A 23,223-nucleotide genomic window follows, 5' to 3' on the forward strand; every position below is an offset into this window, starting at 1 on the left:
CGGCAGGCTGCGGGGCCGGAGCGGCAGCGGCGGGCGCTGCGGCCTCGCCCTCACCCTGGATGAAGGCGATCTTGGTGTTGACGGCGACATTGTCCGTGCCCTCGGGCACCAGGATCTGCGTGAGCACGCCTTCGTCGACGGCTTCGACTTCCATCGTCGCCTTGTCGGTCTCGATCTCGGCGATCACGTCGCCGGACTTGATGGTATCGCCTTCCTTTTTGAGCCATTTGGAGAGTTTGCCCTGCTCCATGGTGGGAGAGAGGGCCGGCATCAGGATATCAGGCATGGGTGCCTCGAAGTCTGGAGAATGGGATTTACGCGAGCAGGCCGGGACGGCCGACGATCACTTCAGGATGTCGGTCCACAGCTCCGAAGGATCGGGCTCGGGATCGTTGGTAGCGAAATCGGCGGCATCGTTGACGATGTCGCGGATCTCGGAATCGATCTTCTTCAGCTCTTCTTCGCTGATGCCATGCTCGCCGAGCAGGCGCGCGCGGCTCTGCTCGATCGGATCGTGTTCGGTCCGCATCTTCTGGACTTCGTCCTTCGAGCGGTACTTCGCCGGATCCGACATCGAATGGCCGCGATAGCGATAGGTCAGCATCTCCAGGATATAGGGGCCCTTGCCGGAGCGGGCATGCTCGATCGCCTTCTGGCCCGCCGCATAGATGGCGCGCACATCCATGCCGTCCACCTGCTCGCCGGGAATGTTGAAGGAGAGGCCGCGGCGGGAAAAATCGGTCTGCGCCGAAGCGCGGTTCACCGACGTGCCCATGGCGTATTTATTGTTCTCGATCACATAGACGACCGGCAGCTTCCACAGCGCCGCCATGTTGAAGCTTTCATAGACCTGGCCCTGATTGGCGGCGCCGTCGCCGAAATAGGTCAGGCTCACCTTGCCGTCGGAGCGATAGGCATTGGCGAAAGCCAGGCCGGTGCCGAGCGACACCTGCGCACCCACGATGCCATGGCCGCCATAGAAGGCCTTCTCTACCGAGAACATGTGCATGGAGCCGCCCTTGCCGTGCGAATAGCCGCCCTGGCGTCCGGTCAGTTCGGCCATGACGCCACGGGGCGCCATGCCGGCCGCAATCATGTGCCCATGGTCACGATAGCCGGTGATGACCTGGTCGCCTTCGCGCGAAGCCATCTGCAGCCCGACCACGACGGCTTCCTGCCCGATGTAGAGATGGCAGAAACCGCCGATCAGGCCCATGCCGTACATCTGCCCCGCCTTCTCCTCGAAGCGGCGGATCAGCAGCATCTCGCGATAAGCGTTGAGCTCCTGTTCGCGGGAGAACGACGATGCCGTCTTGGTTGCCCCCGCTGCCTTGCCCGAGCGGGCGGCAGTCTTCGAAGCCTTGCTAGCGGTAGCAGCGGCCTTTGCGGCTGTAGCGGCCATGAACCCTCCGATTATTGGTGGCTAAGCTGAGGAAGTGCTAGCGCATCCAATATCAAAAAGCGAGAGCCACACCCAAATGCTGCACTGCAACATATTGAACATGCAACACAATTATGAATTAACTTAAATTCAGTTCATTCACCAATGAACTTAATTCCTGTTATTCTTTGACACATTTTCGTCAAACTTCGAGGCCGCCTGACAGTCGCCGCGAAATAGAAATCCATTTGGTGAACAGGAAGCCGCAACAAGTGGAAAGCTGCCCCTACTTGGTCAGCAAGACTACTTCGTCATTGGGGTGAACGAGGCCCAGCACGTCACGTGCCTTCTCGTCCAGCATGTCCGGATCGATCGCCTGCGACCTGAGCAGGTTCACACGCCGATCAAGAGCGGCATGTTCCTTCTGCAAGAGAACCAGTTCGTTGCCCAGATCCTGCTTCTGCTGGTCGAATTGGTGCTGTGCCTGGATGCCATGCTCGCCATTGAAGGCCTGATAGGAGAAATAAGCGATGGCTGCGGCCGCTCCCGCCAGGAGAGCGAGCTGGTTCAAGATGGCGCGGATGCGTGTGCGTATGACCATGAGGGCATGGTTAAGTCCGGATGGTTGATATTCCGTTGACGCCGCTTGCTGCAGCGCAAAATCTACGCCGTTTTGCCCCTTCTGCATGCCGGCCGGGCAGGACCGCCATGCAAAAATGCGGCCCAAATAAAAAGCCGGGGAGCAGAAGCTCCCCGGCTTTCGTCTTTACGTCCTGTGAATCGGCCTCAGGCGAGGGCCTTCAGAGCAGCCCGGCCACCATAGAGCGCCTGGGTACCGAGGGCCTCCTCGATGCGCAGGAGCTGATTGTACTTGGCCGTGCGATCCGAGCGGGCCAGCGAGCCCGTCTTGATCTGCCCGCAATTGGTGGCGACGGCGAGGTCGGCGATGGTGGAATCCTCCGTCTCGCCAGAGCGGTGGGACATCACGGCGCGATAGCCGGCCTTGTGGGCCATTTCCACGGCGGCGAGCGTCTCGGTCAGGGTGCCGATCTGGTTGACCTTGACCAGGATCGCATTGCCCAGGCCCTTCTTGATGCCCATGGACAGGCGCTCGGTGTTGGTCACGAACAAGTCGTCGCCGACGAGTTGCACCTTGGAGCCGACCTTGTCGGTGAGCAGTTTCCAGCCTTCGAAATCGTCCTCGGACAGCCCGTCTTCGATCGACACGATCGGATAGTCCGCCGTCAGCTGGGCCAGATAGTCGGCCTGTTCTGCGATCGAGCGCTTCACGCCCTCACCGCTGTAGTCGTAGACGCCGTCCTTGAAGAACTCGGTGGCGGCGCAGTCGAGGGCGAGCATCACGTCCTCGCCCGGCTTGTAGCCGGCCTTCTCGATGGCACTCATCACGAAGTCGAGCGCAGCCTTGGCCGACGGCAGGTTCGGGGCGAAACCGCCCTCGTCGCCGACATTGGTGTTGTGGCCGGCGTCCTTCAGGCCCTTCTTCAAGGTGTGGAAGATCTCGGCGCCCATGCGCAAGCCTTCGGCGAAGGTCGGCGCACCGACCGGCATCACCATGAATTCCTGGAAGTCGATGGGGTTGTCGGCATGCACGCCGCCATTGACGATGTTCATCATCGGCACCGGCAGGACGCGGGCGGCGGGACCGCCGACATAGCGCCACAGCGGCAGGCCGGCCGACTGGGCTGCGGCCTTGGCCACGGCGAGGGAGACGCCGAGAATGGCGTTGGCACCCAGGCGCGACTTGTTCGGCGTGCCGTCGAGATCGATCATGGCCTGGTCGACCTGGATCTGGTCTTCGGCGTCCAGACCGCCGAGCGCCTCATAGATCTCGCCATTGACGGCCTCGACCGCCTTTTCGACGCCCTTGCCGCCATAGCGCTTGCCGCCATCGCGCAACTCGACCGCCTCATGGGCGCCGGTGGAAGCGCCGGACGGCACGGCCGCACGCCCCGTCGAACCGTCCTCCAGCAAGACATCGACCTCGACCGTCGGATTGCCACGGCTGTCCAGAATTTCGCGGGCGATGATGTCGCTGATGGCGGTCATGGGGCTGCTCCTGTTTGCGATGACGGATTGTTCGTCGCGCTCATAGCGGATGAACGGCCATGGCGAAAGAGCAAAACAACGTCACCAAACTGCCATCTCAGACGCGTGCGGCCTTGGACGGTAACAAACGGGCCTGCACTTCGTCGAGCATTTCCCGCCGCGTCGGTGTCATGCCACCGGCAGCCTCGGCCACCTTATGCATGAGATCGATCAGGTCCTTGCGCTCGTCTGCCGCAAGCTGCTTGTCGAACAACGGCGCCAATTCACGGAACAGCACCGAGAAGCTCGGGGTATTGCGGGCGACATATTCGGCAAAGGTCCGATGCTCGACCAGCTTGTCACCATAGCCGAACACGGTGCGGGCGGCTTCGTCGATCAGCTTTTCGGCAGCCGGCAGCACGGCGTGATCGACGCTGCCCAGCTTGATCAGCAGGGCGAGAGCGCCATCGCGTGCTTCCGTTACGGAGCGTACCGCCGCTTTCGCCTCCGCGTCCCGAGCCCGCTGCATGCGCCGCTGGCGCGCCGCCGCGCTGAAATAGGAGGCGATGACTTCGTGCCCGTCAAAACGGATCAACCAAAAGACGAACCAGCCCATGAAGGCACTCAGGATCAAAGCAATGACCGGCATAGTATTCCCCAGCGTTAGTATGGAGGTCTTGCCACGAAATAGTCACATTGTCACGACAGCCGACGTTGCTCCGCGTAAAGCATGTTCACGCAGGAACACCTGCTTGCGCTCACAGTCTGTTTCAACCTGCCATTGCGATCCTTATCGATGACGGCAAATCGCAAAATACCCTGGGAAACAGCTTGCATGGATGCTGAAAATCGCCGATTGGCGAGCCGATTATCCGTGCATGGGAGACAGACATGCCCAGTTTCGACCCTTCCACGCTCCAGCTTGGCAGCGAAAGCAAGATCCCTGCATCACCCGAGGAAGCCCGGCTCGACCGGGTTCCCAATCCGCAGGCCGATACTCTCTATCTCGCTCGATTCACCTGTCCCGAATTCACATCGTTGTGCCCGGTGACGGGGCAGCCCGACTTTGCCCATCTCGTCATCGACTATGCGCCGAAGGACTGGCTCGTCGAGTCCAAGTCGCTCAAGCTCTATCTCACCAGCTTCCGCAATCACGGCGCCTTCCACGAGGATTGCACCGTGGCCGTCGGTCGCCGCCTCGTCGAACTGCTGGAGCCGCGCTGGCTGCGCATCGGCGGCTATTGGTATCCGCGCGGCGGCATTCCCATCGATGTGTTCTGGCAGACCGGCAAGCCGCCCGAAGAGCTCTGGCTGCCGGACCAGGGCGTACCGACCTATCGTGGCCGGGGCTGAGCGAAAGGGAACGCCTATGGACGCTGGCTTGGCGAGTACGGCGCGGGAAGATGGAGGGTCGATCTCCAGATCGACCACCTTCGCCCTCTATTTCGCTCGACGTTTCCAAGACGGTCGATCTGGAGATCGACCCTCCACTGTTACGCCACGACCATGATGCCAGCGCTCATGGTGGGGTAACTGCCTTCAGGGCGCTCAGCCCTTGGCGATCGCGTCGAACTGCTTCAGGCGCGTGAGCAGCGCCTCGAGCTGGTTGAGCGGCACCATGTTGGGGCCGTCGGACGGAGCGTGATCGGGGTCCTGATGGGTCTCGATGAAGACGGCAGCCACGCCGACCGCCACGGCGGCGCGGGCCAGGACCGGCACGAATTCGCGCTGGCCACCAGACGAGGTCCCCTGCCCGCCCGGCTGCTGGACCGAATGGGTGGCATCGAACACCACCGGCGCACCGATCTGCTCGGCCATGATCGGCAGCGCGCGCATGTCGGTCACCAGCGTATTGTAGCCGAAGGAGGCGCCGCGCTCGGTCACCAGCACGTTGGGATTGCCGGCCTCGGTGATCTTGGCGACGACGTTCTTCATGTCCCACGGCGCCAGGAACTGCCCCTTCTTGACGTTGACGACCCGGCCGGTACGGGCGGCCGCCACCAGGAGATCGGTCTGGCGCGAGAGAAAGGCCGGAATCTGCAGCACGTCGACGACCTCAGCGACCTTGGCGCATTGATCGTTTTCATGGACGTCGGTGATGACGGGCACACCGAACTTCTCGCGGATCTCGGCAAAGATCGGCAACGCCTTGTCGAGGCCGACGCCGCGAGCCCCCTTGGCCGAGGTGCGGTTGGCCTTGTCGAACGAGCTCTTATAGATCAGGCCCAGGCCGAGCCTGTCGGTGATCGCCTTGATGCCGGTCGCCATTTCCATGGCGTGGTCCCGGCTCTCCATCTGGCAGGGGCCTGCGATCACGGTGAGCGGCAGCGCATTGCCGATGCGGAGCTTGCCAAGGGAGACGACGGAGTTGGCGGCGGTCATGGGCGATCCTGGAACTGAGAGGTCATGCCGGAGATAAGGCTGACGGCGGGCGAAGGCAAGTTCGGCGCATATCGCGGGACCGCAACCGTCTCGCTTCCGTGCACTGACCTTACCGAGATAGGTGCGGGGTTGGTGTGCCGATCTCCAGATCGGCATTCCCGGAAACGATGGATTTGCCGGCAAGGGAAGATGCCGATCTGGAGATCGGCACCCCAACCCCGTCATCTCCGCTCAGGCCCTGGGCTCTTCGAAAATCAGGGCTGTGCCGAAATTGTCGGCGGCCGCTACTGCCAGGTGCTTGCGGTGGCTGATGAAGGCGATGCCGCCCTGTTCCAGGCGGGCAGCCATGGCTTCGAGCGGCGCCGTCACCTTGAAGGCAGCAAGGCGCGCGCCGTCGGCCAGCGATAGCGCCGGCTCGAGGCCGAGCACGTCGCGGTAGCAATCCGGAGACATCGCCTCCACGGTCCCGCGAGGCGTGACGATCGCCATGTTGCGGGCGCTGGCGCAGACCGCCCTCGCGCCCGTGAAGGCTTCGAAGAACGGCACGGTTGCCGCGGGTTCTGCCGCCAGCATGACGATGCCGCCGAGCTTGACGGCCCCGTTCTCGTGGCGCTGGAAGTCGGGATTCCAGAAATTCTGCGGCTCGTGCTGCTGCGTAGCGAAAAAGCCTGACGCCGGCATGGCGGCGTCGACGGCAAAGGCAAGCGTGAAGGCGACACGGACCTCCGAACCATCCGGTCGCCTCGCCTGGCGTTCGAAGAAGAAGGGCTCCAAGCCGCCGATGCCGGCCTCGTCGAAGGCAAGCTTGTCGGCGGCGGCATCCTGCGCCTCGACCACGAGCATGGCAAAGCCATCGCCATAGCGGGCAAGGTAGTCACGGGAGAAAGTGGCAAAATGCGAGCGATCGGCCCAGGCGGCATCGGTAATGCCCTCCGCGCCGACCGTGATCAGTTCCAGGAAGGTGCCGGGAAACTGGATCACGCGATTCTCGGTACCCCAGGGATGGCGATTGCGGGCGCCGACCGTGAATCCCATGGCCCGGTAATGCGCTGCGGCGGCTTCGAGGTCGCGAACGGCCAGAACGAGATGATCGAGACCACGAGGCATGATGTTGCTCCGGTGTGCCGGTCTTCTCAGTTCCATCGAGGGATGGAACGAGACCGGCATATCGCAAATGCCGGTCTGAAGACCGGCACACCAACTACACCAACCGGCTCTGTTCGACGGCAGCCGCGATGAAGCTCGAGAACAAGGGATGCGGCTCGAAGGGACGCGACTTCAGTTCAGGATGGTACTGCACGCCTATGAACCAGGGGTGATCGGCATATTCGATGGTCTCAGGCAGGAGGCCGTCCGGCGAGGTGCCGCAGAACACCATGCCCTTGTCTTCCAGGCGCTCGCGATAGCTCATGTTCACTTCATAGCGATGGCGATGGCGCTCGGAGATCGAAGTCGAGTCGTAGATATCGGCAATCTTGGACCCGCTCTTCAGCGTCGCCTGATAGGCGCCGAGCCGCATGGTACCGCCGAGATCGCCGCCTTGTGCGCGCTGCTCCAGCTCGTTGCCCTTCATCCATTCGGTCATCAGGCCGACGACAGGCTCTTTCGTCGCGCCGAACTCGGTGGAATTGGCATTCTTGATGCCGGCGAGCGAGCGGGCGCCCTCGATCACCGCCATCTGCATGCCGAAGCAGATGCCGAAATAGGGCACCTTGCGCTCGCGGGCGAAAGTCACCGCCTTGATCTTGCCTTCGGCGCCGCGCTGACCGAAGCCGCCGGGCACCAGGATGCCGTGGACATGCTCCAGATGCGGAGCCGGATCGTCCTGCTCGAAGATCTCGCTTTCGATCCAGTCCAGCTTGACCTTGACGCCATTGGCGATGCCGCCATGGGTCAGCGCCTCGGTGAGCGACTTATAGGCATCCTTGAGGCCGGTATATTTGCCGACGATGGCGATGGTGACCTCGCCCTCGGGATTGTGGATGGTCTGGGAGATCTTGCGCCAGCGCGACAAATCGGGCTTGGGCGCATCCTCGATGCCGAAAGCGGCCAGTACCTCGGTGTCCAGCCCCTGCTCGTGATAGGCGATGGGCACGTCATAGATCGAAGCGACGTCGCGCGCCTCGATCACCGCGGTCTCGCGCACATTGCAGAACAGAGCGAGCTTGCGCCGTTCTTCCTTCGGGATCTCGCGATCGGAACGGCAGAGCAGGATGTCGGGCTGGATGCCGATCGAACGCAGCTCGGCTACCGAATGCTGCGTCGGCTTCGTCTTGAGCTCGCCGGCCGAGGGAATGAAGGGCAGCAGCGTCAAATGGGTGTAGATGCAGGCGCCGCGCGGCAAATCGGACTTGATCTGGCGGATCGCCTCGAAGAAAGGCAGGCCCTCGATGTCGCCGACGGTGCCGCCGATCTCGACCAGCACGAAATCCACGCCGTCATTGCCCTTGAGGACGAAGTCCTTGATGGCATTGGTGACATGGGGAATGACCTGGATGGTGGCGCCGAGATAGTCGCCGCGCCGTTCCTTGGTGATGATGTCGAGATAGATCCGGCCCGTGGTGATGTTGTCGTCCTTGGAGGCCGGACGTCCGGTGAAGCGCTCGTAATGGCCGAGGTCGAGGTCGGTTTCGGCCCCGTCATCGGTGACGAAGACCTCGCCATGCTCATACGGGCTCATCGTGCCCGGATCGACATTGAGATAGGGATCGAGTTTGCGAAGGCGGACTTTGTAGCCGCGCGCCTGCAAAAGGGCGCCGAGGGCGGCTGAAGCCAACCCTTTTCCAAGCGAGGAGACCACGCCGCCGGTGATGAAAATGTACCGCGTCATGGACCCCCACTTAGACAAAAACACAATGATTCGACGAGCGGGCAATCGCTGCCCGCAGGATTATTTTCAAGTGACGCAAAGCGTTTTGCGATTTGGTGGAATCACCAAGAATCGCAAAGACGCATCGGAACAATGAGTTAGAGCAAATAAGCGTTCGAGCTTGAACGCACTTTGCTCCAGGACGCTACAGTCCCGAGCCCGACAATCACGCTGCCGGGCTGTTCATTACGGCTTGGCCGGTGCCGCCGGTTCGCCACCGCCCTGCAGCTGGTCGAACACCGATCCGCCATTGGACGGGGCCGGAGCTGCCGGTGCAGGTTGGGCCGGCGTCGCAGGCTGATTGGCCGGCTGGCTCGTCGGCGCGGCCGGACGATACTGGTCGAGCAGCGAACCACCCGGGCGGCTCTGCTGATTGGCAAGAATCGTCAAGAGCAGGCTGGTGATGAAGAAGGCGGCCGCGAGGCCCGCCGTCGTCCGCGTCAGGAGATTCGCCTGGCCGCGTCCGGTCATGAAACCGCCCGAGCCGCCGCCGATGCCGAGCCCCCCGCCTTCGGAGCGCTGCAGCAGCACCACAACAACAAGGGCCAGGACCACCATCAGGTGGATCGAGATGAGAACGGTTTGCATGGACTGATCCGGAAAGAATTCGGGCGCGTTCCTACACGAAGCGAGGCCCGCTGACTACCCCTGTCATATGGGAAGCTGGCATGAGCTGCGCCAGCCCCCCGTTCTTGAAGCTCAGGCGGGCTGCTTTGCGGCGACAAACGCCTCGTGCTCGCTCACGAGTTCACCCGACAGCGCCTTGGCAATCAGGGTCCGCGTCTCCGGGATACCGTAGATCGCCGCGAAGGAACCGAAGCGCGGGCCCCTCTGCTCGCCCAGGAGAATGCGATAGAGCGTGTTGAACCACTCCAGCGAGACGCCGGGACGCTCTGATGTGGCTCCCTTGGCCTTGAAGTCCTGATAGGGCGGCAAGCTGCGGCCGACATCATAGACCTTGTCCTGTATCATCGCCGCATCGGCATCGGCCGGTAGCTCGCCGAGGGCGTCCGACAGCGCCTCGAGGGCGGCGCGCTCGGCGTCGGTGGGCACCGAATACTGTTTGGCCGGCTTCACGAAGTCCCGGAAATAACGGATCGCATATTCGACCAGCCTGTCGAGTTGCGGATGGGTTTGCGGCGATGCGTCCGGCGCATGGCGACGCAGGAAGCCCCACAGCACGTCCTTGTTCTCCGCGTTGGCGACGGCAACCAGATTGAGCAGCAGCGCGAAATTGATCGTAGTCCGCGCACCCTCCTGGCCGATCGTCTCCGGGGCCGGCGGATTGCCGCCATGAATGTGCCAGACCGGGTTGCCGAGCTGGTTCTTGGCATCCTGCCGCCCGAATCCGCCCAGAAACTGCAGATACTCATCGACGGCGCGCGGAATGACGTCGAAATGCAGTTTCTTGGCCGAGCGTGGCGACTGGTACATATACAACGCCAGGCTCTCCGGCGTGGCATAGGTCAGCCATTCGTCGATGGTCAGACCATTGCCCTTCGACTTCGAGATCTTCTGGCCGTGCTGGTCGAGGAAGAGCTCGTAGACATAGTGCTCCGGGGCCGTGCCACCGAGGATCTCGCAAATAGCATCATAGACCGGCGCGTTGGTCTGGTGGTCCTTGCCGAACATCTCGAAGTCGACATCGAGCGCCGCCCAGCGCGCGCCGAAATCCGGCTTCCATTGCAGCTTCACCTTGCCGCCGGTGACCGGCAGAGTCTTGTCGATACCGTCCTCGTCGGTGAAGGTGATGGTCCCCGCCTTGGCATTCACATCCTTGAGCGGCACATAGAGCACTCGCCCGCTGCTCGGAGAGATCGGCAGGAACGGCGAATAGGTCGCCTGCCGCTCCTCGCCGAGGGTCGGCAGCATGACGGCCATGATCTCGTCGTACTTTTCGGCGGCCTTCAGCAGCACGGCATCGAGCTTGCCGGATGCGTAGTATTCCGTCGCGCTGGCGAATTCGTAATCGAACCCGAACGTATCGAGGAAGCGACGCAGCATGGCGTTGTTGTGATCGCCGAAGCTCTTGTAGTCGCCGCCAAACGGGTTGGGAACACGGGTCAGCGGCATCTGCAGATAAGGCTTGAGCGCTTCGGGATCCGGCACATTCTCCGGGATCTTGCGCATGCCATCCATATCGTCGGAGAAGCAGAGCAGCCGGGTCGGAATACGATCTTCCGTCAGCAGGCGAAAGGCATTGCGCACCATGGTGGTACGCGCGACCTCGCCGAAGGTGCCGATATGCGGCAGGCCCGAGGGACCATAGCCGGTCTCGAACAAGACCTCTTTCTTGTCGCCGGACCGCTTCTGCAAACGGGCGACGAGCTTCCTCGCCTCCTCGAATGGCCAGGCGGCGGAGACATTGGCGGCCGCAACGAGCTCGGCCGGATAGAGATTTGACATGTTCGATCCGATTTTTTCTGCTGCTTGTGGACGGGAAGCCAGACGGCGTGCGAGGCCGTTTGATTTCTCTCGACCGCAAGCGGAAGGCACAGCCATATTCAGGCCGGGCCGCAGCGTCAATCTTGGCGCGAGAATCTTTGGCGCGGGCAAATGATCGATCGAGGGGCTTGATGACGCCGCTTCTGGACTATCTGACCGCCGCTCTCGTCACCTTGCTGGTGGTGGTCGATCCCCCTGGCCTCGGCCCGATCTTCCTGGGCGTCACGCGCGGCATGAATAAGGAGCAGCAGCATTCGGTCGGCTGGCGCGCCAGCGTGATCGGCTTCGGCGTGCTCGCCTTCTTCGCCATTGCCGGCGAGCCCTTCCTCAGGCTGCTCGGCATCACCACGCCGGCCTTCCGCATCGCGGGCGGCCTGCTGCTCTTCGCCATCGCCTATGAAATGGTGTTCGACCGCTCCAACGTGCGCAAGAACGAGACCGCGGAGACCGCCATTACCAAGGATTTCATCTCCAATGTCGCCGCCTTTCCGCTGGCGATTCCCTTGATCGCCGGCCCCGGCGCCATCACCGCGGTGATGCTGCTCTCGGCCCAGGCCCATGGCGAGCCCGCCAAATTCGCCTCCCTGTTTCTCGTCATCGCCTTCGTCACGGCCTGCTGCTACGTCTCGTTCCGGCTCGCCGGGGTGATCAACAAGCTCCTGGGCATCACCGGCAATGTCGTGCTGACGCGGCTTCTCGGCATCGTGCTGTCGGCCCTGGCCGTGCAGTTCATCGTCGACGGGGTCAGAGCGATCGTGGCGGGATAGCGGGCCCGCAGCGCGTTCGCCCCCTGCCCTCCATCCGGGAGGTGATGATCCGGCCTTCGATCGCGCTCAAAGCAAAACGCCGGCCACAGGATGTGACCGGCGCTTCATGCGGCTTATCGACAGACTTCGTCCGATTTCAGAACGGGATGTCGTCATCCATGTCGGCCGAGGAAAACTTGCTCGAACCAGCCGGTGCCGGGCGGCGTTCCATCGGGCTCGACGAGCCGAAATCATTGCCCTGATAGTCCCGGCCGCCATCGCCCTGCCCGCCGCCGCGCGAATCCAGGAGGGTCATCTCGCCGCGATAGCGCTGCAGCACGATCTCGGTGGAATATTTCTCGACGCCGGAGGCATCATTGTATTTCCGGGTCTGGAGCTGGCCCTCGAGATAAACCTTGGAGCCCTTCTTCAGATATTGCTCGGCAATGCGTGCCAGCCCTTCATTGAAGATGACCACGCTGTGCCACTCGGTCTTCTCCTTGCGCTCGCCAGTGGCCTTGTCGCGCCAGCTCTCCGTCGTGGCGATACGCAGGTTGACGACCGGCTCGCCCGAATTGAGCCGCCGCACTTCCGGATCGCGGCCGAGATTACCGACCAGAATGACCTTGTTCACCGAGCCCGACATCGAGGCTTCCTTCCTTCGCTTCACAGCCTGCCTGCCGAACCGGCCCGCACGCCCCATGGCGCCCCGAGGGGTGCCTCCATCATTCCTGCTCTAGCATGCTCCCGGCGCCACACCCGCAAGGGAATTGGCTTCATGCACAATTAGTTTGTTCCACATTTGTTCGCACAATGCAAGCACCTTGCCTTAACCATCCGCTTACCAAGCCCCAGCAAAGATCCCGCCATGTCGAACTCCGCCATTCCGCCTCGAATCATGTGGGAATCTGCGGCATCTGGCCAAGAAAACCTTGCCTTTGCCTGGTAACTTGCCCAACAAGCAGGTCGAAAATCAGAGCCGCGCTTTCCGTCATCGCTCTTTCGCCACATTGGGCGTGCAGGGGAGCCGCACACTTCAATTCTTAGTTCCATACGAGGGCAGCAACATGGCAGGACCAGGACAACAGCGCGAAGCGAACGACGGGGCCAACACGGTAGCGGCTCTGGGTTTGCGCCGCGCCGCTTTGCGCGGCATGCTCGCTTCCCCGATCATCGATGCCGATGACCAGAAGGGCCTGCGCGACGAACTGGTCGCCGAGCTGCGCTCCATCGCCAATTCAATCTCCCGCGCCCCCGCCAAGAATGCGGTCGAGCTCTGCGCCAAACTCGACGTGCTCGGTGAGGAATATCGTCCCGACGGTGACAGCGGTTCCATTCGCGAGTTGATTGCCTCGATCCGCCGCGACGTCGTCAGCCTGACCGGCCGCCCGGCGGCCCAGGAGCGCGCCTCCTTCCAGACGATCCGGCCGCTGCACAATGCGCGCGCCGCCGAACCGACCCAGCAGCCGGCTGCGGCCGAAGCAGCTGGCGAAGCCAAGGCCGACTAAGCCTTTCGTCGACGCCGAAAACATCACCCCCGCGGAGCGATCCGCGGGGGTTTTTCTTTGGCCTTCCATATCTCCCCTTGGAGTGTCGCCGAGCGCAAGGCGTGTCCGGGCATGCAAGGTTCGCCTGCGCGAGTGCTGCATTTCGGCGAGCCTGCGCGCCAAGGCGATTTCGCCTCATGGCCCAATGCCTCGCCCAAACGAAAGGGGCAGGCTCGCGCCTGCCCCTTCATCACATCGGCATCCGGACCGGCAAGCGCTCTTATTGCGCGTTGTCGCCCTCGCCTTCGTCGTCGCTGCTGCCACCTTCGTCGCCACCAGCGGCACCGCCGCCGCTGCCGGCGCTGAGCACCTGGCCATTGACGCTCACGGCCTTGGTCGCCGCGTCGAAATCGACATCCCAGACGGCCTTGCCGTCAGCACCGGTCTTGGCCAGTCCCTTGATCAGGGCGATGCCCATCAGGGCCGATTCCTTGTTGGGAACCTGGGCGGCGTTCACAGCCGCGATGATCTGGTCGAGATTGGTGGCCGAAATCGTCACCTTGCCCTTCTGGCTCGGCATGACGCTCATCTTGCCTTCCGCGCTCACCGCGCCGGCCGGGGCGGTGAAGGTGCTGGGCGCCAGGGTCACATGCGGCTGTCCGGCCATGAAGAGAGCCAGGAATTGCGGCGTCAGCTCGTTGGGGATCGGCGGATCCTTGCTCGCATCGAAATTCTCGATCGCCAGCTTGGTGATGGCCTCGAGGTCGACGCCCTCGAACTTCACATCGATATTGCCCTGGCCGGGGACCAGCGGAGCCACCCAGCCCGGGATGACCGGAGACTGCGGCAGCGCCAGCCCATCATATTTGATGTCGATGCCGTAGGAGGCATCCTTGACCGCACCGGTCATGCCGACGCCGTAGCTGAGACTGCCAAGCTTGACCGGACCGACAGGCGTGTCGATGGTGACTTCATTCAGCTTGGTGGTACCGGACAGGTTGTTCCAAAGCGGCAGGGCAGCCGTCAGCTTCTGCTTGATCTCGGCCTGCTTGGCGATCAGTTCCTTGGGATCCTTGGAATTGGCGGCCATGCCGACGAATTCCAGCACCGTGGAAAGCTGGAAATTGTCGATCTTGCCATCGGTAGTCAGCGACTTGGCCGCGACCTTGATGGTCAGGGGCTTGGTCTTGCCGACGATGTTCTCGACGAAATCGGTGGCCGAACCGGTGGTGCTGACGTCGACGCCCCCACCGCTGCCGGCGGCTCCGGTCAGCTTGGAGGTGATCGCGCCCATGCTCGCGGTCACAGTGCTCTCGGCATCGTCCATGTCCATCGACATCGAGGCGCAGGTTGCTTCATAGGTCGAGAAGGTCGCGATCTTGGGATCGAACACGCCCGACGACTTGCAAGGCGCCGCAACCTTCATGGCGAAGGGCTTGTCACCCTGGGTACCGCTGAAATTGTAGTTGATCGGCGAATCGCTGGTCACCGCATAGGTGCCGTCCGAATTGGGCGTGGCCAGATAGGTGATGGGATCGAAGCTCGCAGTGACGCCAGCTCCCTTGAGCTGGGCCAGGGTGGAGCTGAGGTCGAGCTTCACGGCATAGGCGCTGCCCTGCGGGGTGATCGACAGGATGCCCTTCTCGAAAAGGCCGCTGCCGAGCGTCTTGGCGAGGCTGTCCTGCAGTTGCTTGGCGCCATCCGCCGATACGCCCTGCGCAAAGGCGGGAGCGCTCAGCAGCGTCGCGGCCAGCAGCGTGCTTCGAAAAGCCAGCCTGGCGGCGGGACTGCGGCGTTTCATGCGAAGAAGTTGCATGGAGTTTCCTTCAGTGGGTGGTAAGCCGTTTCGCGGCGCACTCTTAACGCATAATCATGAGGTGCGCACGCCTGGGTCGATGAAAGAGCGGTGGACGTTCAGAACCGGCTTTGAACCGGTACAGCAGCACTAGGCCCCGTCAGGATCGGAAACGAGGTGCCGAAACGCACATGACACATTCGATAGTCTCCGTGACGGGAGCGTTTATCACGCTGCGGGCTGATCATCCTGAGGCTGTTATGGAGCATGGATGAGGCAGCGGACAGTTCCGCACGTCACAAACCTTTCTCGATACAGACTTCGGGCGCGGGCACCACGATAGTGGCCGGCAATCGCCACCACCCAAGGTAGCATCCTAGCACCTCCGCCCAATCGATACATGACAAGAGGTCAAAAAAACGGCGAAAACCGCGATTGCCAGCATGAAACGTTTACGGTTTCGCAGCATTATGCCATGAAAACAAAAGTGCCCTCGGTAATGGTTCGGTGTTAGACCTACATCGCTGCCGTCCGAAAAAATGGAAGCGACAATGACAATCCTGAAGATCCTCACCGCCGTTTTCGTCCTGGCCGGCTTGGCAGCCTGCGCCAGCGACTATGGTCAGGCAGACCGCCGTCCGGCTTACGTCGTCGGCCCGGATACGCCGTTCCCGCGCTGAGCCCTTCGCGCTGCCAATAGGTGCTTTGCCGATCATACGAGCGGCCAAGGTGCTATTTGCCCGACGCTGCAAGGCCCGAGCGGCTTCCATCAGGTTTCGAGCCTGCACGAACACCCTGCCGATCCGGTGGGGTTTTCTTTTGGGACAGGTACCATTCCGGCATATTCTTCTTCGCGCAGGCGGAGAAGCCCGTCAGCGGCGATGCCTTTTCTGAGCAAGACATGGGGTGGTGCAACACCATGAGCCCTTCCGGGGCGGGAGTGTGGTCGTTCACGAATTCTCAAAGAAAAAACCCGGCGCGCATTAACGGCCGGGTATTCAGTTACATGACAATGAGTACGTTGGTCGGAAGGGGGACTGCCGACCGCCGCACTGAATTATCGGACGAGCCGGCGAGAAGCCGCAACCTGTGGGAACGGGCAGTACAGGGATTGTGGAAAGACAACAAAGGACTGGCAGCGCGCGATCGCCTGGCGGCCCCATACCAAGGTATGGATTGTTGGGAAGAGAGCCGGTCTTTACGATCCAGAGGCTTCTTTGGAAATGGAAGCTGGAGGCCCGGGTCTTTAATCAGACAGCCCCCCAGCCCTAAGCCGGGCCTCCTATTTTACCTCCCCCTATCGATCTAATCCGGTCAAGCCAGCGTGCCAATTCACCGCCGGTCGCTGGCTCTGGCCCGGTCGGGCGCCATTCACCCTCGACCGGGCCACTCCAAGAACGCCCGCGATGCGCAACGCGCGGGATCGAAATCGGATTCGGCTTGTCTGGGCGGATGGAGCAGAGAAAGGGCCGGACCTACCCCCTCGTCGACCTTTTCGGCAAAAGGTCGACGCGAACATCGTCGGCACAAACTTGTACCTGAATCTTCTGATCGGAAGGGAAGTGGCGGAGACGCAGGGATTCGAACCCTGGATACCCTTGTGGGGTATGCTCATTTAGCAAACGAGTGCCTTCAGCCTCTCGGCCACGTCTCCATTGCCACCCGGATAGACAATCCCGGTCTGGCAATCAAGGTAAAATCGCAACACCCCCCAAGCTTTATGACGGACACCGTCATGGACACGGCCTGGCGTCCCGCACAGCAGAGCGTGGATGCGGAGGCGATCTTGCGATAGGCGGATTCAAATCGCGTCGATGAAGCCCGGGACGAGCCACCATTTCCACTGGCACGCAGTTTGTTCTAGGAAGCGTCGAGGAGAGACCGCATGAACAGCACTGCCACGTCCCAAACCGCCATTCCCAGCTCCGCGATCGCGCCAGGCCGAGATATCGAGCGCCTGCTCGAGATCATGGCCGCCCTGAGGACTCCCGGCACCGGCTGCCCCTGGGACCTCGAGCAGGATTTCGCCAGCATCGCCCCCTATACGATCGAAGAGGCCTATGAGGTGGTCGACGCCATCCAGCGCGGCGACATGGCCGATCTCACCGACGAGCTCGGCGACCTCCTGCTGCAGGTGGTCTTTCATGCCCAGATGGCACGCGAGGAAGGCCTGTTCGATTTCGGCAGTGTCGTCGAGGCGATCACCACCAAGCTGATCCGCCGCCACCCCCATGTCTTCGGCGAAGCCAGGAACCTGCCGCCGGCCGAAGTGAAGAAACTCTGGGCGGAGATCAAGGCACAGGAAAAGGCCGAACGCGCCCGCCGTCATCCCCCCGCCGGCCCGGAAAGCGCCCTCGAAGGCGTGCCTGCCGCCATGCCGGCGCTGACGCGGGCCGTCAAGCTGCAGGAGAAGGCAGGCAAGGTAGGCTTCGACTGGAACGACATCCGCATGGTGCTCGCCAAGGTGCGCGAAGAGGCGGACGAGATCGAAGCTGCCCTGGACGAGGGCGCCGACAAGAATGCGCTGGCGGCTGAAATCGGCGATCTGCTGTTCGCCGTCGCCAACATCGCCCGCCATGCCCATGTCGACGCAGAAGGCGCCCTGCGCGGTGCCAATGCGAAGTTCGAGAAGCGCTTTCACTTCATCGAGGCGCGCCTGCGCGAGAAGGGCGCGACCCCGGCCCAGTCGAACCTGGAGGAGATGGACGAATTGTGGAACGAGGCCAAGCGCACCGGCCTGTAGTCCCCTCCCCTTCAGCCGAGAGCCCGCCTTCCCAGCGAGATCGATGGGCATCTCCGGCGGCTCGCACGGCCTCGCTGGCCGTGCACGGCATTCCGTGCGACAAATCCGGGCGCACCCGCATTCCTCGTCCCGCGTGATCCACCATGTTGTCCAGCCCGCCCTCCGCCGATGCATCCGCCGCCTTCAGCGTGGAGGAACGGCGCGAAGCCATCGTCAATCTGGTGCGTCAGCACGGCTTCGTCGGGGTCGAAATGCTGGCGAGCCGATTCGGAGTCACCGTCCAGACCATCCGGCGCGATCTCAACGATCTGAGCGGCGAAGGGCGACTGGCCCGCTATCGCGGCGGCGGTGGTCTGCCGTCGAGCGTCGCCAATATCGACTACAGTGCCCGCCAGATCATGAACCAGGTGGAAAAGGAGCAGATCGCCAAGCTGGTGGCGCGTCACGTTCCCGATCACGTCTCCATCTTCATGAATATCGGCACCACCACCGAGGCGGTGGCCGCAGCGCTGATCCACCATCAGGATCTCAGGGTGATCACCAACAATCTCAATGTGGCGACGATTCTCTCGCGGCACACCGATTTCGAGATCACCATTACCGGCGGCTCCGTGCGCAACCGGGACGGCGGTGTGCTCGGCCCGGCCTGCGTGGACATGATCAGTCAGTTCCGCGTCGATATCGGCATCATCGGCATCAGCGGCATCGACAGCGACGGCACGCTGCTCGATTTCGATTATGACGAGATTCGTGCCGCCCAGACCATCCTGCGCAACGCCCGCAAGACCTATCTCGTCACCGACCACACCAAGTTCCAGCGCAGACCCCTGCTGCGCATGGCGTCGATCACCGAAGTGAGCGCCGTCTTCGTCGACATGGCGCCTCCCCGGGCACTCACCGAATTGCTGGCAAGCAGCGGCACCGAGCTTCACATCGCCAACCTCTGATTGCGCAACACCGCCCCGGCGAGAATTGTGACACTGTTTGTCACCCAAAATTGCCATCACGTCATTTTCGAATCTCCGCATTTCGAAAATGCCTCACTAGAGCGCAAACGACATTCGACATTTGATCGCAGCTCCATCCGCTCGATCGCCGGCCACGACACGCTACCATCATACCTCGATGAACGAAATCGCCAAAAACATGTGGCGTTTTCTACAACCCGGCCGTGCACTCAGCCATGTTGCGGCGCAATCCAGGCCTCCTCAATGTCGTTTCTGAATAATTCAACTCCAATGAGAAATGTTCGTTTTTACCAAAACGAAAGATAAAATTTTCTATTGCGAAAACAAAAAAGCACGACAACATTGCCGCCGAAACAAACGCCTTCATCAACGAAGGATCAAAAACAGGGAGACGGAACGCCATGGTCCACGCCACCCCGCCATGCTCGACCGCCACCCCCGCCACGGCCCTGTCGCGGAGTGACACCCCATGAATCAGCAGGCTTCCGCAAATGCTATTTTCGACGTCTTCGTGATCGGCGGAGGCGTCAATGGGTGCGGCATTGCCAGGGACGCCGTTGGTCGTGGTTATTCGGTCTATCTGGCCGAGATGAACGATCTGGCCAGCGGTACGTCGTCCAAAGCCACCAAACTGATCCATGGCGGCCTGCGCTATCTCGAATATTACGAGTTCCGCCTTGTGCGGGAAGCCCTCACCGAACGCGAGATCGTCTGGCGCAACGCACCACATCTCGTCCACCCGCTGCGTTTCGTGCTGCCCTATTTCAAGGGCCTGCGACCGGCCTGGATGCTGCGTATCGGCCTGTTCCTCTACGACTATATCGGCGGCCGCAAGAAGCTGCCGCCCACCCGGACGCTCGATCTGCGGCGCGATGAGGCCGGCAAGTCGCTGAAGCCGATCTTCTCGAAAGCTTTCGAGTATTCCGATTGCTGGGTGAATGATGCCCGCTTCGTGGCCCTCAACGCCCGCGATGCCGCTGACCGCGGCGCCATTGTCCGTACACGCTGCAAGGTCGTCTCGGCTCGCCGCGACGCCGGCCTGTGGCACATCCGGCTGCGGGACCAGATCAGTGGCACGGAGAACGAGGTCACGGCCCGCCTCCTCGTCAACGCGGCCGGCCCCTGGGTCGACACCGTGCTGGCGGACGTGGTCGCGCACAAGGAGCCGAACCAGGTGCGCCTGGTCCAGGGCAGTCACATCATCGTGCCCAAGCTCTTCGACCACGACCGCTGCTACATCTTCCAGAACCCGGACGGGCGCATCATCTTCGCCATTCCCTATGAAGATGAGTTCACCCTGATCGGCACGACCGACCAGGACTACAAGGATGACCCGGCCAAGGTCGCGATCACGCCCGGCGAGACGGAGTATCTGTGCAAGGCGGCGAGCGAGTATTTCGCCAGGGAAATCAAGCCTTCCGACATCGTCTGGACCTATTCGGGCGTGCGGCCCCTCTATGACGATCACGCCACCGCCGCCCAGGCAGCCACCCGTGACTATGTCATCAAGGAAGAGCTGATCGACGGAGCGCCGCTGATCAACATCTTTGGCGGCAAGATCACCACCTACCGCCGCCTGTCGGAATCGATCCTCGAGCATATCGAGAAGACCCTGGGCGCCAAGGGTAAGCCCTGGACCGCCGATGCCCCCCTGCCGGGCGGCGACATGCCCAACGCCGATCTCGATGCCTTCATTCGCTCGCTGATGGCACGCAAGCCCTTCCTGTCTCCAGCCCTCGCCCGGCGCCTCGCCAAAGCATACGGCACCCGCGCCCTGCTCTTCCTGGAAGGCGCCAACGGCATGGCCGATCTCGGCCGGGATTTCGGCATGGGCCTCACTGCTGCCGAGGTCGACTATCTCGTCGACCAGGAATGGGCCGTGACCGCCGAGGACATCCTCTGGCGCCGCTCCAAGCTCGGCCTGCATCTGCCGCCCGAGGCGGCCGGTGACATCTCCGCCTATCTCGCCGCCAGGCAGAAGGCGCCCGTTCCCCACTGAACTCGTTCCCAGACCCAACGGGACTGCAAGAACATATCGAGGAGGAAAGCATGACCAAATATGTCGGGTCCATCGACCAAGGCACGACCAGCACCCGCTTCATCATCTTCGACCGTCGCGGCGAGATCATCTCCGTCGACCAGAAGGAACACGAGCAGATCTATCCCAAGCCCGGCTGGGTCGAGCATGATCCCGCCGAGATCTGGCGCAACACCCAGAGCGTGATCGCCGGTGCCCTGAAGAAGAAGGGACTGACCACGGCCAACCTGGTCTCCGTGGGCATCACCAACCAGCGCGAGACGGCAGTCCTGTGGAATCGCAAGACCGGCGCGGCCGTGCACAACGCTCTGGTCTGGATGGACACCCGTACCGACAAGCTCGTGGCCAAATTCGCCAAGGAGGGCGGCCAGGATCGCCTGCGCGCCAAGACCGGCCTGCCTCTCGCAACCTATTTCTCCGGCCTGAAGCTGCGCTGGCTGCTCGACAACGTTCCCGGCGCCCAGAAGGCTGCCGAGGCCGGTGACCTTCTCTTCGGCAATCTCGACACCTGGCTGGTGTGGAACCTGACCGGCGGCACCAAGGGCGGCTTGCACCTGACCGACGTCACCAATGCCTCGCGCACCCAGATGATGGACCTGGAGACACTGGACTGGGATGCCGAGATTCTCAGCCTGTTCGACATTCCTCGGGCCTGCCTGCCGCAGATCCGTTCTTCCAGCGAAGTCTATGGCACGTGCACAGGCGTGCTGGCGGACATCCCGGTCGCCGGCATTCTCGGCGATCAGCAGGCGGCCCTGTTCGGCCAGGCCTGCCTGCAGCCGGGCGAAGCCAAGAACACCTATGGCACCGGCTGCTTCATGCTGATGAACACCGGCGACAAGCCCTTCCACTCCACGGCCGGCCTGCTCACCACGCTCGGCTACAAGCTCGGCGACAACAAGCCCATCTACGCTCTGGAAGGCTCGATCGCCATCGCCGGCGCGCTGGTGCAATGGCTGCGCGACAACCTCAATTTGGTGAAGACCGCGCCGGAGATCGAGGCCCTCGCCAATACCGTGAAGGACAATGGCGACGTCTATTTCGTTCCGGCCTTCTCCGGCCTCTACGCGCCGCACTGGAAGGAAAGCGCCCGCGGGGTGATCGCCGGCCTGACGCGCTTCGCCAACAAGGGCCATATCGCGCGTGCCGCCCTGGAGGCGACCGCCTATCAGACCCGCGAAGTGCTCGATGCCATGACCAAGGATTCGGGCGTGCAGATCAAGGAATTGCGGACCGACGGCGGCATGGTCGTCAACGAGCTGCTGATGCAGTTCCAGTCCGACATCCTCAACGTTCCCGTGGTGCGCCCCAAGGTCATCGAGACCACCGCCCTGGGCTCGGCCTACGCGGCCGGCCTGGCGACGGGGTACTGGAACTCCACCAAGGACATCTCGGAAAACTGGGGCGTCGACAAGCGCTGGCATCCGATGATGAAGGAAGAGCAGCGCAGCAAGCTCTTCAGTGCCTGGAACAAGGCCGTCACCCGTTCGCTCGACTGGGCAGTCTGACCATCACGAACCAAGCAGGGCCGCACCGGGGGGTGACGGCCCCACAACACAGGGAAGAAGAACATGGCAGTTGGGTTTGTTGGTGAGCTGATGGGCACGGCCACGCTCATCCTGTTCGGGGACGGTGTCGTGGCCAACGTGTTGCTGGCCAAGAACAAGGGCCAGAATTCGGGCTGGATCGTCATCACGGCCGGCTGGGCCTTCGCGGTGCTCTGCGGCGTGCTGGTCGCCGTTGCGGCGGGTGCTCCGGGCCATCTCAATCCGGCGGTGACCCTGGCATTCGCCACCGCGACCGGTGATTGGAGCAATGTGGTTCCGTTCATCGCGGCTCAGTTCATCGGCGCCTTCATCGGGGCGATCCTGGTTTGGCTTGCCCATCTGCTGCATTGGCGCGAGACCGAGGATCAGGGCCTCAAGCTGGCCGTCTTCTGCACCGGCCCCGCCATCCGCAACTATGGCGCCAATCTGGTGACGGAAATCATCGGCGGCTTCGCCCTGCTCTTCGTCGTCGCCGCCATCGGCTCCAAGGGCGTGGCGACACCGGGCTATCTCGCCCCCTTCATCGTCGGCATGCTGGTCTGGGGCATCGGCGTCTCGCTGGGCGGTCCCACCGGCTACGCCATCAATCCGGCCCGCGACCTCGGCCCGCGCATTGCCCACGCCGTGCTGCCGATCGCCGGCAAGGGCGGTTCGGACTGGGGCTATTCCTGGGTGCCGGTCGTCGGCCCGGTGATCGGCGGTATCGTCGCCCTCATGCTCGCCAAGGCGACGGGCATGATGTGACGGGCATACCGCAAGAGGCCAAGGCGTCTCGT

22 protein-coding genes and 1 tRNA gene are annotated in these 23,223 nt (G+C 62.5%); 9 read left to right on the forward strand and 14 right to left on the reverse strand.

Annotated features, from left to right (window positions below; genetic code table 11):
• The 5 genes from BA190_RS19025 to BA190_RS19045 form a co-directional block, all read right to left on the reverse strand.
• On the reverse strand, positions 1 to 286 hold a 286-nt coding region (locus BA190_RS19025; protein ID WP_156771591.1), incomplete at its 3' end, for a biotin/lipoyl-containing protein.
• A gap of 57 nt (positions 287 to 343) precedes the next feature.
• Positions 344 to 1,402 carry a pyruvate dehydrogenase (acetyl-transferring) E1 component subunit alpha gene (gene pdhA, locus BA190_RS19030; protein ID WP_082979867.1) on the reverse strand — a complete coding sequence of 353 codons (1,059 nt, stop codon included), beginning with the start codon at positions 1,400 to 1,402 and terminating at the stop codon, positions 344 to 346.
• A gap of 265 nt (positions 1,403 to 1,667) precedes the next feature.
• Positions 1,668 to 1,982, reverse strand: a complete 315-nt coding sequence (locus BA190_RS19035; protein WP_068290812.1) for a septum formation initiator family protein — start codon at positions 1,980 to 1,982, stop codon at positions 1,668 to 1,670.
• 185 nt (positions 1,983 to 2,167) lie between these two features.
• Positions 2,168 to 3,448, reverse strand: a complete 1,281-nt coding sequence (gene eno / locus BA190_RS19040; protein ID WP_068290814.1) for a phosphopyruvate hydratase — start codon at positions 3,446 to 3,448, stop codon at positions 2,168 to 2,170.
• 97 nt (positions 3,449 to 3,545) lie between these two features.
• Positions 3,546 to 4,076, reverse strand: coding sequence for a hypothetical protein (locus BA190_RS19045; protein ID WP_068290816.1), 531 nt, complete (start codon positions 4,074 to 4,076; stop codon positions 3,546 to 3,548).
• 242 nt (positions 4,077 to 4,318) lie between these two features.
• Between BA190_RS19045 and queF the strand changes: the two genes are divergently transcribed.
• On the forward strand, positions 4,319 to 4,780 hold the full coding sequence (gene queF / locus BA190_RS19050; protein ID WP_068290819.1) for a preQ(1) synthase: 462 nt from the start codon (positions 4,319 to 4,321) through the stop codon (positions 4,778 to 4,780).
• A gap of 195 nt (positions 4,781 to 4,975) precedes the next feature.
• Here queF and kdsA read toward each other — a convergent pair whose 3' ends face one another.
• The 5 genes from kdsA to BA190_RS19075 all read right to left on the reverse strand — a co-directional run bounded on the left by kdsA (position 4,976) and on the right by BA190_RS19075 (position 11,084).
• Positions 4,976 to 5,809, reverse strand: coding sequence for a 3-deoxy-8-phosphooctulonate synthase (gene kdsA, locus BA190_RS19055; RefSeq protein WP_068290821.1), 834 nt, complete (start codon positions 5,807 to 5,809; stop codon positions 4,976 to 4,978).
• Between the two features lie 231 nt (positions 5,810 to 6,040).
• On the reverse strand, positions 6,041 to 6,916 hold the full coding sequence (locus BA190_RS19060) for a VOC family protein (protein ID WP_162275144.1): 876 nt from the start codon (positions 6,914 to 6,916) through the stop codon (positions 6,041 to 6,043).
• A 94-nt stretch (positions 6,917 to 7,010) separates the two neighbouring features.
• A complete protein-coding gene (locus BA190_RS19065) occupies positions 7,011 to 8,639 on the reverse strand; it encodes a CTP synthase (protein WP_068290823.1) in 1,629 nt (542 codons plus the stop codon).
• Positions 8,640 to 8,864: 225 nt separating this feature from the next.
• Positions 8,865 to 9,266: a preprotein translocase subunit SecG gene (gene secG / locus BA190_RS19070; protein WP_068290825.1), complete on the reverse strand. Its 402-nt coding sequence runs from the start codon at positions 9,264 to 9,266 to the stop codon at positions 8,865 to 8,867.
• Between the two features lie 111 nt (positions 9,267 to 9,377).
• Positions 9,378 to 11,084 carry a lysine--tRNA ligase gene (locus BA190_RS19075; RefSeq protein WP_068290827.1) on the reverse strand — a complete coding sequence of 569 codons (1,707 nt, stop codon included), beginning with the start codon at positions 11,082 to 11,084 and terminating at the stop codon, positions 9,378 to 9,380.
• Between the two features lie 170 nt (positions 11,085 to 11,254).
• On the opposite strand from BA190_RS19075, the gene BA190_RS19080 reads away from it, so the two are divergent.
• A complete protein-coding gene (locus BA190_RS19080; protein ID WP_068290829.1) occupies positions 11,255 to 11,890 on the forward strand; it encodes a MarC family protein in 636 nt (211 codons plus the stop codon).
• A gap of 136 nt (positions 11,891 to 12,026) precedes the next feature.
• Here BA190_RS19080 and ssb read toward each other — a convergent pair whose 3' ends face one another.
• Positions 12,027 to 12,515 carry a single-stranded DNA-binding protein gene (gene ssb / locus BA190_RS19085; protein WP_068290831.1) on the reverse strand — a complete coding sequence of 163 codons (489 nt, stop codon included), beginning with the start codon at positions 12,513 to 12,515 and terminating at the stop codon, positions 12,027 to 12,029.
• A 421-nt stretch (positions 12,516 to 12,936) separates the two neighbouring features.
• On the opposite strand from ssb, the gene BA190_RS19090 reads away from it, so the two are divergent.
• Complete coding sequence (locus BA190_RS19090) at positions 12,937 to 13,377, forward strand: hypothetical protein (RefSeq protein ID WP_068290833.1); 441 nt, start codon at positions 12,937 to 12,939, stop codon at positions 13,375 to 13,377.
• A gap of 259 nt (positions 13,378 to 13,636) precedes the next feature.
• On the opposite strand, the gene BA190_RS19095 is transcribed toward BA190_RS19090, so the two are convergent.
• On the reverse strand, positions 13,637 to 15,172 hold the full coding sequence (locus tag BA190_RS19095; RefSeq protein WP_068290835.1) for a hypothetical protein: 1,536 nt from the start codon (positions 15,170 to 15,172) through the stop codon (positions 13,637 to 13,639).
• A gap of 530 nt (positions 15,173 to 15,702) precedes the next feature.
• On the opposite strand from BA190_RS19095, the gene BA190_RS36890 reads away from it, so the two are divergent.
• The gene (locus tag BA190_RS36890; protein ID WP_245197435.1) at positions 15,703 to 15,831 is read left to right on the forward strand and encodes a YgdI/YgdR family lipoprotein; all 129 of its coding nucleotides are present in this window, start codon (positions 15,703 to 15,705) and stop codon (positions 15,829 to 15,831) included.
• Positions 15,832 to 16,714: 883 nt separating this feature from the next.
• Here the strand turns inward: BA190_RS36890 and BA190_RS19100 are convergent.
• Positions 16,715 to 16,805, reverse strand: a tRNA-Ser gene (locus tag BA190_RS19100).
• Positions 16,806 to 17,081: 276 nt separating this feature from the next.
• On the opposite strand from BA190_RS19100, the gene mazG reads away from it, so the two are divergent.
• Entirely contained in the window at positions 17,082 to 17,894 is an 813-nt protein-coding gene (mazG, locus tag BA190_RS19105; RefSeq protein ID WP_068290990.1) for a nucleoside triphosphate pyrophosphohydrolase, read from the forward strand.
• 143 nt (positions 17,895 to 18,037) lie between these two features.
• The gene (locus BA190_RS19110) at positions 18,038 to 18,841 is read left to right on the forward strand and encodes a DeoR/GlpR family DNA-binding transcription regulator (RefSeq protein WP_068290837.1); all 804 of its coding nucleotides are present in this window, start codon (positions 18,038 to 18,040) and stop codon (positions 18,839 to 18,841) included.
• A 211-nt stretch (positions 18,842 to 19,052) separates the two neighbouring features.
• Here the strand turns inward: BA190_RS19110 and BA190_RS19115 are convergent, their stop codons facing one another.
• Complete coding sequence (locus BA190_RS19115; RefSeq protein ID WP_068290839.1) at positions 19,053 to 19,328, reverse strand: hypothetical protein; 276 nt, start codon at positions 19,326 to 19,328, stop codon at positions 19,053 to 19,055.
• A gap of 3 nt (positions 19,329 to 19,331) precedes the next feature.
• On the opposite strand from BA190_RS19115, the gene glpD reads away from it, so the two are divergent.
• From glpD to BA190_RS19130, 3 genes are all read left to right on the forward strand, one after another.
• The gene (gene glpD, locus BA190_RS19120) at positions 19,332 to 20,861 is read left to right on the forward strand and encodes a glycerol-3-phosphate dehydrogenase (protein WP_068290841.1); all 1,530 of its coding nucleotides are present in this window, start codon (positions 19,332 to 19,334) and stop codon (positions 20,859 to 20,861) included.
• A 50-nt stretch (positions 20,862 to 20,911) separates the two neighbouring features.
• Positions 20,912 to 22,408, forward strand: a complete 1,497-nt coding sequence (gene glpK, locus BA190_RS19125) for a glycerol kinase GlpK (RefSeq protein ID WP_068290843.1) — start codon at positions 20,912 to 20,914, stop codon at positions 22,406 to 22,408.
• Between the two features lie 63 nt (positions 22,409 to 22,471).
• Positions 22,472 to 23,191: an MIP/aquaporin family protein gene (locus BA190_RS19130; RefSeq protein WP_068290845.1), complete on the forward strand. Its 720-nt coding sequence runs from the start codon at positions 22,472 to 22,474 to the stop codon at positions 23,189 to 23,191.
• The last annotated feature ends 32 nt before the right edge of the window (positions 23,192 to 23,223 follow it).

It is taken from the genome of Labrys sp. WJW (genome assembly GCF_001676615.1).
GTDB classification, from domain to species: Bacteria; Pseudomonadota; Alphaproteobacteria; order Rhizobiales; family Labraceae; genus Labrys; species Labrys sedimenti.